This window comes from Sphingomonas sanguinis (assembly GCF_001476905.1).
In the GTDB taxonomy this organism is placed as follows: Bacteria; Pseudomonadota; Alphaproteobacteria; order Sphingomonadales; family Sphingomonadaceae; genus Sphingomonas; species Sphingomonas sanguinis_B.
This window is the reverse complement of sequence record NZ_LDTE01000053.1, coordinates 1-9,315: the sequence shown is the minus strand read 5'-3', so window position 1 is coordinate 9,315 and position 9,315 is coordinate 1. Positions and strand designations below refer to the sequence as shown.

The following is a 9,315-nucleotide window of genomic DNA, read 5'->3' as shown; positions in this document are numbered from 1 at the left end:
GCAGCGTCAGATGTTTATAAAGGACAGCTGATACCCCATCCCCACCGCGATCTCCCGCCCCCGCTCCAGATACCAGAGCGAGTCCGTGCGCGGGCTGATCGGGAAAGCCAGCATCACTCCGAGACGAAGCGCGAACGCGAGCAGCAGGATCGCCGGTATGACCCCGCGCGCGCTGGCAAAATACGCCCAAGGGCCAGACGGCGATGGGCTGACGGTCTGCTTACCCGACGACATGATGGCTTCCCCATGGCGACGCATCCCCCAGGCGCCGGAGCGGCTACGCTAGAGGAGCGGGGGGCGGCGCGGCAAGGGGACGGTGGGTCGACAGGGCCTTTCCCGGCCTGCGGCGGGTGGTTGCGGAATATATGAAAGCTTCGCACGTAGCCGCGCTGTCGTTTGGAATGGAAGGTATATGGAAAACGGCCAGGATTGGGTGGTTAGCTGCCGTTCCATGGTTTGCGAAACGAGGCATACTTTTCAGGCGTCGACTGAGAGCGATAGCGCCCGCCGAGTCGAAAAGGTGGTAAGCGATCAATCAGCCTGACAAGTGCGCGGATCATCAAGCGATAGAACAGGAAATCGGCCAGCAGCAGCGCGACAATAACGGCTAAGCCGATTGCGCTTAACACTGTCATACTCAAGACTCCTGTCCCGCTACAACGCCTTCATACTGGTAGATCGCTACGACTGGAAATGGGCGTCAGTCGCCATTCCACCTTAGCTGCTCAACGTCAGTGGCTTCGCCCCCCATGTGACGCACGAACGCCTAGTGTAGATCGTCCAAATGACTCTGCCACTTTGCGCGTTCATCGTCGGGATCGACTCCATCGGCTGCGAAAAGCCAACGGGCAAATTGATCGGCTGTGACTTCTCCGCTCTCGGGCAGGAAGTCGGTGACATGCAGTGGCTGGCCATCAACTACCGAGCCGCACCAGCCCTTCTCTACACAGACTTCGTGCATGAGCGCTTCGAGCGATCATGAGAGGAGCATAGCAGCGTTCGTTCGCTATGTCCGCAAGCGGGCGGTTTCTACCACTCCTGATCGCTCACCGTCGTCAGGACAACCGCCCCCTTGCGGGTGCAGCCGGACCGGCTATCGTCACCCCACTCCGGCCCCGGCGGGAGGGATCTAGGGGGAGGAATTGATGGGCATCGTCCATATCGTGGCAGCACTGGCGCTGGGCGTTCAGGTGGCGCCCTCCCCGCCTTCGGCCTCACCTCCGGGCACAGCCGCCAAGCCCCCCTCGCTGGACGAGCGGATGACGCCGGAGCTGGAAGCGGCCGCCCGGCTGTTGCGCGCGCATCAGCCCCAAGCCGTGGTCGACCGGCTGGCCCCGGTGATCGCCGCCTATGACGCCGATCTGGCCCATGAAGCGCGGCGGATCTATTGCGGCATGTCGCCGCAGGAGACGCTGCTCTATCTGGCGACCGCAGCTCAGGACAAGGTGTCCGCCGTCGTGATCGCGCCCGGCTATTGCACCGCGCTCTATATGAAGGGCTATGCGCTGGTCGATCTGGGCCGGGTGGCGGAAGCCAAGGCGATCTATGAGCGGCTGCTGACACTGGCACCGATGTATGCGCAATATCAGACCGAATATGGCCAGTTGATCCGCCTGGAAAAAGACTGGCCGCGCATGTTGGACATCTGTACCCGCTCCGCCGCAGCCGCCAAGATCGCCGACCCGCAGATCCGGGTGTTCCAGGAGGGCGCGGCGCTGCGCTGCCAGGGTTATGCGCTGATCGAGATGCAGAAATGGGACGAGGCGGAGGCGCGCTATCGCCAGGCGCTGGTCCTTGACCCCAACGATGCCAAGGCGAAGAACGAACTGGCCTACATCGCCGAACAGCGCGCCAAGGCGAAGAGTGGCAAGACCACCACCTGAGTCCATTCTCCCTCCCCACCATGCGTCATGCGAGCATGACATTTTCGCCATAATCAGCCGCGACGCTGGCGCGGCCGCACGTTCCGCCGCATGGGCGCGGGCACGATGAGGAACGACAGGGACAGGCGGCGCATGCGGCGCATGCGGCGCGCAACGTGGGGCACCGGAGCGATGCTGCTGGCGGCGGTGTCGGGCATGGCCGCAGGCAAAAGCCCGGAGCGCGAGCGCGCCGCGCTGGTGGCGACGATCCGGCACGACGTGCGCGAGGCTGCGCCCTCGGCCGACGATGCCGAGCTGGAAAAGGCCCTGTCGGCCGTCGCGGCGGTCCCACGCGAGCAGTTCGTGCCGCCCGAATATCGCCATTATGCTTATGCGGCCGAGCTGTCGCTGCCGATCGGGCACGACCAGACCATTTCCGACCCCTATATCGTCGCGCTGATGACCGCCAGCGCGCATGTGCCGGTAGGCGGCAACGTCCTGGATGTCGGGACCGGCTCGGGCTATCAGGCGGCGGTCCTCGCCCGGATCGCAAGCCGCGTGACCTCGATCGAGATCGTCCCCGCCCTGGCTGCGCAGGCGACCGAGCGGCTGGCAACGCTGGGCTATCGCAACGTCACGGTGCGCGCGGGCGACGGCTATGCGGGTGCCCCCGATGCCGAGCCGTTCGACGCGATCGTCGTCGCGGCGGGCAGCGACACCGTGCCACAGCCGCTGCTCGACCAGTTGAAGATCGGCGGACGGCTGGTGATGCCCGTGGGCGCGACCTAGGCCAGCGAGCAGTTGCTGGTCGTCACCCGAACGGACGCGAAACATTATGACCGTTGTTCGCTGGGGTTGGCGATGTTCGTACCCTTGACCGGCCGTGGCGAGCGGTCGGCGCGCGCGGCCGGGCTGATCGATCGGTCGGTCCCGCTCTGCTACGGTGCCGCCGTGGTCTATCCGGTGTTCGTCAAGGAACTGCCCAAACCCATGGCGGTCAAGGCCCGGCGGTCGCGATAGGGCCGATCAGGCGGGCGTGTCGAACGACAACAGGATCGGACAGGGTCCCGCCGCCCCGCCCCCGCATTCGGCCGCCAGCCGGCTCAGCGAAGCACGCGCGGCTTGCAAGGTCGCGATCTGCGCATCGAGCGCGGCAATCCGCTGCTCCGCCAGTTCGCGCACCCGCGCGCGGTCGTCGGTCGCGTCGAGCGCCAGCAACTCACCGATCTGCTCCAGCGTAAAGCCCGCCGCCTGGCCCGAGCGAATGAAGCGCAACCGGCGTGCATCCGCCTCGCCATAGCGCCGGATGCCTCCTGCCCTGCCCGGTCCCTCCGGCCGGTCGGGCGTGTCCAGCAGCCCCCGCCGCTGGTAATAGCGGATCGTCTCCACCCCCACCCCGCCCTCGCGCGCCAACCCGGCGATGGTCCAGCGGGCTGTGTCGTCGGCCATGTCTTGACTCCGTACCATGGTACGGATGCCATATAGGGTCGGTTCCAGCCGGAGAAGACACATGTCCACGCCCCGCACCGCCACCCTGTACCGCATGGTCATGCCGACCCACACCTGCCCCTATGGCCTGAAGGCAAAGGACCTGCTCCGCCGAAAGGGCTATGCGGTCGAGGATTGCTGGTTGCGCACCCGCGAGGAGGTCGACGCCTTCAAGGCCGAACATGGCGTGAAGACCACGCCCCAGGTCTTTGTCGGGGGCGAACGGGTGGGCGGTTACGACGATCTGCGCCGCTTCTTCGGGCTTCGCGTCGCCGATCCCAAGGCGACGAGCTATCGTCCGGTCGCCGCGCTCTTCGCGATGACCGCTCTGATGGCGCTGGCCGTGTCGCAGGCGGTCTATGCCACCCCCTTCACCTCCCGCGCGGCCGAGTGGTTTATCGGTTTCAGCATGGCGGTGCTTGCGCTGCTGAAGCTCCAGAACGTCGAAAGCTTCGCGACGATGTTCCTGAACTACGACCTGCTGGCGAAACGCTGGGTCCCCTATTCCTATGTCTATCCCTTTGCGGAAGCGCTGGCGGGCGTGCTGATGATCGCGGGGGTCGCAACCTGGGCCTCGGCCCCGATCGCGTTGTTCATCGGGGGCATCGGTGCGGTGTCGGTGGTCAAGGCCGTCTATATCGACCGGCGCGAACTGAAATGCGCCTGTGTCGGCGGCACGAGCAACGTGCCGCTGGGCTTCCTGTCGTTGACTGAGAATCTCATGATGATCGGCATGGCGGTGTGGATGGTGGTGGGCATGGCTTGACCCATCACGTTCCGGCAACGGGGCAAGCCCGTCATTCAGATGCGTGCGATCCGCAGTTGTTTGCGGGCCATGCCATGGAGAACCGGCGTTCAGCGACTCGATGGAAAGGGTTTGCAATGCTTCCCCAGCGCCTGGCTATGCTGTCTTTGGCACCACAGGACTGAAATCGCTACAGCGTCCAGATCAGCACATTACCGACCAACACCACCGCCATCACCAGCATCAGCACGCCCTTCCGCCGATCTCCACGCCGGATCGTCAGAATCCCGCCCGCGACACAGGCGAAGGCCGCGAGCATCGCGATCCCCGGCGCGGCTTGGGCAAGCCCCTCCATCAGCCCGCCAGCACACGCGCATAGGCGGCACGGTCGACATTGCCGCCGGACAGCAGGACCAGCATCCCCTCCTCCGCCGCGACCTTGCCCGCCAGCAGCGCGGCGAGCGCGACCGCGCCGCCCGGCTCGACCACCAGGCGCAATTTGTCGGCGGCGAAACGCTGCGCGGTCGCGACCTCGGCTTCGGTGACTGCGACACCCTCCGCGCCGCGCCGGGCCAGCACCTCGAAGGTCAGGGGCGAGACGCGCGGCGTCTGGAGCGAATCACAGGCGGTCGGCGGCGGGTTGTCGCCCACCGGCTCGATCCACCCCGCCTCCAGCGAGCGGCGCATATCGTCCCACCCCTCTGGCTCGACCACGGTGACCTTCGCCTCGGGCAGTGCCAGGGTCAGACCCGCCGCGAGCCCACCGCCGCCACAGGGCGTGACGACATGCCCCGGCGCCGCCATGCCCAGCGCCGCCATCTGCGCCGCCGCCTCGATCCCCGCCGAGCCCTGCCCCTCGATTACCCAGGGATCGTCGAAGCTGGGCACGAGCGTCGCCCCGCGCGCCTCGGCGAGTCGGCGGGCGATCTTCTCGCGGCTTTCGGTTGCGCGATCATAATCGACAATCTCCGCCCCCAGCGCGAGCGTACCCTCGCGCTTCGATACGGGTGCGTCGGCGGGCATGACGATGGTCGCCGCGATTCCCAGCCGCCGCGCCGCCCAGGCGATTCCCTGCGCATGGTTGCCCGACGAGAAAGCGACCACGCCCCTGGCCCGCGAATCCGCGTCCAACGCGGTTAATCGGTGCCACGCGCCGCGCAATTTGAACGCGCCGATCGGCTGCAAATTCTCGGCTTTGAAGATCACCGTCTTCCCATTGATATTCAACGGAAATATCGGCGATGGCGGCAGGATTCTGGCGATCTTTTCGGCGGCGTCGCGGACCCCCGCTTTGGTAGGCTGTCTTAAGATTGTCACTTTTTATCTCCGACGCCCTCTCTACCGCTTTACATTCCAAAAAGCGGACCCTATTTCGCGCCTCCGCTGCCCCATGGGACTTCCAACCGCAAGGCAGCTTTTTGTCACCGTATGCCGTCAGGCAATTGGAGGTCCCTTGAGTTGCACCAGAATCATCGCGCGCTGGGGCTAGCTGCCCACTCGACCGCCGTCCCCTCCAACCTGGAGCGCGGCATCGACATCGCCAAGCGTCGTCCGGCTGATCCGGTCACGCTGCTTCGCCCGCACGCCGCTGCGCGCGCCGCCCGATTCTTCGTCGAGAAGTTTCCGGGCCGGCCGATGTATGCGGTGAAGGCGAATCCGTCTGCGGATCTGATCCAGATCCTGTGGGACAATGGCATCACCCATTTCGACACCGCCTCGATCGCGGAAGTTCGTCTGGTGAAGTCGGTCGCCCCGCAGGCCGTCTGCTGCTTCATGCATCCGGTGAAGTCGGAAGAGGCGATTGCCGAGGCCTATTTCATGCACGGCGTTCGCACCTATTCGCTCGACAGCATGGAAGAGCTGGAGAAGATCGTCCGCGCCACGGGCGGCGCGACCGACCTGACCCTGTGCGTCCGCATCCGCGTGTCGTCGGAATATGCCAAGCTCAGCCTGGGGTCGAAGTTCGGCGTCAGTGTGGAAGAGTCGAAGGAGCTGCTGATCGCGACCCGCCAGGTCGCCGATGCGCTGGGCATCTGCTTCCATGTCGGCAGCCAGACCATGACCCCCGACGCCTATTCGGCAGCGATGGAGCGGGTGCGGGCGGTGATCGTCGGCGCGGCGGTGACCGTCGACGTGATCGATGTCGGCGGCGGTTTCCCCTCGGCCTATCCGGGCATGACTCCGCCGCCGCTGGAGCGTTTCTTCGAGACGATCCACCGCGCGTTCGAGAGCCTGCCGGTGTCCTATTCGGCCGAACTCTGGGCCGAGCCGGGCCGGGCGCTGTGTGCGGAATATTCGTCCGTCGTGGTACGCGTCGAGCGTCGTCGTGGCAACGAGCTGTACATCAATGACGGCGCGTACGGCGCGCTGTTCGATGCGGCGCATATCGGGTGGAAATATCCGGTCCAGCTGCTGCGCGAGCCGGCTTCCGACGCGCGCGACATGGACTTCAGCTTCTGGGGCCCGACCTGCGACGATCTCGACTTCATGCAGGGTCCGTTCCCGCTGCCCGCGGACACGAACACCGGCGATTATTTCGAGATCGGGATGCTGGGCGCGTACGGCCAGGCCATGCGCACCCAGTTTAACGGCTTCACCTGTCACGAGTTCGTCGTGACCGACGACGAGCCGATGTTCTCGGTATACCGCGACGAGGTCGAACAGGCCCGTCCGGCGAACGTCGTCAAGCTGTAACCCAGTCCGACTAGCAATCTCTATAACCCTCCCGCTTCGGCGGGAGGGGAATGGGGTGGCATTGCGGTTTCGACCGCGATAAGGCCCCTTCCCATACCCGCCCTGCCGCCGCGCAGGACCGGGCCAGCCGGGTTACCGCGTCCCCAATAACGACGACGGCTTCTCGATGATGATGGAACCATCATGACCGACACGCAGATCAACGACACCCGTAAGGCCGAGCTCCTCTCGAGCGTGGTCGAGCATATCGACATTACCTCGTTCGACGCCCGCCCGATCATCGATTCGATGGGCAAGATGAGCTTCACCAGCCGCGACCTGGCGCGCGCGACCGGCATCTACAACCAGATGCTGGCCGACAAGGACTGCTCGATCTTCCTGGTGATCGCGGGCTCGACCTCGGCGGGCGGCTGCATGGACCTGTATGCCGAGCTGCTGCGCTCGAACATGATCGACGGCATCGTCGCCACCGGCGCGTCGATCGTCGACATGGATTTCTTCGAGGGCCTGGGTCACAAGCATTATCAGGCGCTGGTAATCCCGGACGATAACACGTTGCGTTCGCTGTATATCGACCGCATCTACGACACCTATATCGACGAAGAGCAGCTGCAGGATTGCGACCACACGATCGGCAAGATCGCCGACTCGCTGGAGCCGAAGCCCTATTCGAGCCGCGCCTTCATCCGCGAGATGGGCAAGTATCTGGTCGAGCACGGCAAAAAGGAAAACAGCCTCGTCAAGCTCGCCTATGAGCATGACGTGCCGATCTTCTGCCCAGCCTTTGTCGATTCGTCGGCTGGCTTCGGTCTGGTGAAGCATCAGGTCGAGCGTGCTAAGGAAGGCAAGCCTTACATGGTGCTCGACGCCATTGCCGACTTCCGCGAACTGACCGACATCAAGATCAAGGCGGGCACCACCGGTCTTCTGATGATCGGCGGCGGCGTGCCGAAGAATTTCATCCAGGACACGGTTGTCTGTGCCGAAATCCTGGGCCATGACGACGTGGAAATGCACAAGTACGCGGTGCAGATCACGGTGGCCGATGTTCGTGACGGTGCCTGTTCCTCCTCGACGCTTAAGGAAGCGGCGAGCTGGGGCAAGGTCGATACCGCGCTCGAGCAGATGGTGTTCGCGGAAGCGGGTTCGGTCATGCCGCTCCTCGCCTCGGACGCTTATCATCGCGGCCACTGGCGTGAGCGCGTGAAGCGTCGTTGGGGAGCGATTTTCGACTAATGCTGGAATTTCTTGAACGCGATCAGCTGGCCTATGTGATCATCGGCATCGTTCTGGTTACCGGGTTGGCGTTCGCAATCCCGTATAGCCGTCGGCGCAAGCGCGAAAAGCTGCGTCGGCGTGGGATCAAGAAATACGGTCATTGAGATAAGATTGAGACAGGGGGGCGGAGGCGAAAGCTTTCCGCCCCTTTTTCTTGTACGGCCTTTTCACTTGATCGACGCGCGCGGCCCCGGCACCCTGACGCCCGTATAGCGCTATCAGGCGTGGAGGATGAGGGGATGCCAGTGATCGACCGACGCTCTTTGATCGGGGCCATGGCCACCGTGCCGCTGGCGGCCCGTGTGGGAGCCCAGGCCGCTCCCGCCGCACCGGCCATGACGCCCTGGCCCCCCGCCGAGCATTTCCCGCTCTGGCCCGGCCGCCCGCCCGGTGCGCGCGCGACGCTGCCCACGCCCAATCCGTCGATGAACGGCCCGGCCGGGCGGCAGGAATTGTGGCTGCGCGGCACCGCCAATCCGATCGTCGCGGTCTTCCGCCCCGAACGCCCCGATGGCCGCGCTGTGTTGACCATTCCGGGGGGCGGCTATGGCTTCGTGTCGATCCAGAATGAGGGGATCGATGTCGCCAAGACGCTGAACCCGCATGGCATCACGGTCTTTGCCCTGTCCTATCGCCTGCCATCGGAAGGCTGGGACCATCAGGCCGATGTGCCGCTGCAGGATGCACAGCGAGCGATGCGGCTGATCCGCGCCCATGCGGGCCGATACGGCATCGACCCGGCAAATCTCGGCATCGTCGGCTTCTCGGCCGGTGGGCACCTCGCCGCGTCGCTGACCGTGGGGTATGACGACAAGGTCTATGCCCCGGTCGACGCCGCCGACCGGCAATCGGCGCGCCCGCGTTTCTCCGGCCTGGTCTATCCGGTCGCCAGCCTGTCGACGCCGAGCACGCATCCGGGGTCACGCGACAATCTGCTGGGTCCCAATCCCGATCCGGCGGTCAAGGCGCGCTATGACAATCCGCGTCGTATCAATGCGAGCACGCCGCCGCTCTTCCTGGTCCATGCGGTCGATGATGGGCTGGTCCCGCTCGACCAGTCGATCGACGTGCTAACTCAGGCGCGCGCCGCCAAGGTGCCGGTCGAGGCGCATTTCTTCGAGCGCGGCGGCCATGGCTTCGGCGCGATGAGCGCCCCGGAAGGCTCGCCTGAGCGGCTGTGGCCGGACCTGTTCGATCGGTGGATCGCTCAGACGTTGAAGGGGTGACCCGATCCTCCCCGGTACGGGG

Annotated in this window: 14 protein-coding genes; 9 read left to right on the top strand and 5 right to left on the bottom strand. The window is 65.1% G+C overall.

The window, feature by feature from the left end:
* Positions 1-6: 6 nt before the first annotated feature.
* Together SB4_RS09415 and SB4_RS19545 are read right to left on the bottom strand one after the other, a co-directional pair.
* A complete protein-coding gene (locus SB4_RS09415; protein ID WP_058752376.1) occupies positions 7-234 on the bottom strand; it encodes a hypothetical protein in 228 nt (75 codons plus the stop codon).
* A gap of 203 nt (positions 235-437) precedes the next feature.
* Positions 438-635, bottom strand: coding sequence for a hypothetical protein (locus SB4_RS19545; RefSeq protein ID WP_153006155.1), 198 nt, complete (start codon positions 633-635; stop codon positions 438-440).
* Positions 636-784: 149 nt separating this feature from the next.
* On the opposite strand from SB4_RS19545, the gene SB4_RS09410 reads away from it, so the two are divergent.
* The 4 genes from SB4_RS09410 to SB4_RS19980 all read left to right on the top strand — a co-directional run bounded on the left by SB4_RS09410 (position 785) and on the right by SB4_RS19980 (position 2,882).
* Positions 785-982 (top strand): hypothetical protein, encoded by a 198-nt coding sequence (locus SB4_RS09410; RefSeq protein ID WP_058752375.1) that lies wholly within the window; start codon positions 785-787, stop codon positions 980-982.
* A gap of 163 nt (positions 983-1,145) precedes the next feature.
* On the top strand, positions 1,146-1,883 hold the full coding sequence (locus SB4_RS09405) for a tetratricopeptide repeat protein (RefSeq protein WP_058752374.1): 738 nt from the start codon (positions 1,146-1,148) through the stop codon (positions 1,881-1,883).
* Between the two features lie 141 nt (positions 1,884-2,024).
* Positions 2,025-2,651 (top strand): protein-L-isoaspartate(D-aspartate) O-methyltransferase, encoded by a 627-nt coding sequence (locus SB4_RS09400; protein ID WP_193753780.1) that lies wholly within the window; start codon positions 2,025-2,027, stop codon positions 2,649-2,651.
* 72 nt (positions 2,652-2,723) lie between these two features.
* Positions 2,724-2,882 carry a hypothetical protein gene (locus SB4_RS19980; RefSeq protein ID WP_193753779.1) on the top strand — a complete coding sequence of 53 codons (159 nt, stop codon included), beginning with the start codon at positions 2,724-2,726 and terminating at the stop codon, positions 2,880-2,882.
* 6 nt (positions 2,883-2,888) lie between these two features.
* On the opposite strand, the gene SB4_RS09395 is transcribed toward SB4_RS19980, so the two are convergent.
* Positions 2,889-3,311, bottom strand: a complete 423-nt coding sequence (locus tag SB4_RS09395; RefSeq protein WP_058752373.1) for a MerR family DNA-binding protein — start codon at positions 3,309-3,311, stop codon at positions 2,889-2,891.
* A 61-nt stretch (positions 3,312-3,372) separates the two neighbouring features.
* Between SB4_RS09395 and SB4_RS09390 the strand changes: the two genes are divergently transcribed.
* Entirely contained in the window at positions 3,373-4,116 is a 744-nt protein-coding gene (locus SB4_RS09390; protein ID WP_058752372.1) for a glutaredoxin family protein, read from the top strand.
* Positions 4,117-4,285: 169 nt separating this feature from the next.
* Here the strand turns inward: SB4_RS09390 and SB4_RS19975 are convergent, their stop codons facing one another.
* Positions 4,286-4,450: a hypothetical protein gene (locus tag SB4_RS19975; RefSeq protein ID WP_193753778.1), complete on the bottom strand. Its 165-nt coding sequence runs from the start codon at positions 4,448-4,450 to the stop codon at positions 4,286-4,288.
* Positions 4,450-5,358 (bottom strand): threonine ammonia-lyase, encoded by a 909-nt coding sequence (locus SB4_RS09385; protein ID WP_241488565.1) that lies wholly within the window; start codon positions 5,356-5,358, stop codon positions 4,450-4,452. The genes SB4_RS19975 and SB4_RS09385 overlap by 1 nt, the downstream gene beginning before the upstream one ends.
* Before the next feature lie 195 nt (positions 5,359-5,553).
* Between SB4_RS09385 and SB4_RS09380 the strand changes: the two genes are divergently transcribed.
* From SB4_RS09380 to SB4_RS09370, 4 genes are all read left to right on the top strand, one after another.
* Positions 5,554-6,789 (top strand): type III PLP-dependent enzyme, encoded by a 1,236-nt coding sequence (locus tag SB4_RS09380; RefSeq protein ID WP_082670087.1) that lies wholly within the window; start codon positions 5,554-5,556, stop codon positions 6,787-6,789.
* Between the two features lie 183 nt (positions 6,790-6,972).
* Complete coding sequence (locus SB4_RS09375; RefSeq protein ID WP_058752370.1) at positions 6,973-8,025, top strand: 1,9-bis(guanidino)-5-aza-nonane synthase; 1,053 nt, start codon at positions 6,973-6,975, stop codon at positions 8,023-8,025.
* A complete protein-coding gene (locus tag SB4_RS19970; protein WP_167348934.1) occupies positions 8,025-8,171 on the top strand; it encodes a hypothetical protein in 147 nt (48 codons plus the stop codon). The genes SB4_RS09375 and SB4_RS19970 overlap by 1 nt, the downstream gene beginning before the upstream one ends.
* Before the next feature lie 171 nt (positions 8,172-8,342).
* Positions 8,343-9,293, top strand: a complete 951-nt coding sequence (locus SB4_RS09370; RefSeq protein ID WP_241488564.1) for an alpha/beta hydrolase — start codon at positions 8,343-8,345, stop codon at positions 9,291-9,293.
* The last annotated feature ends 22 nt before the right edge of the window (positions 9,294-9,315 follow it).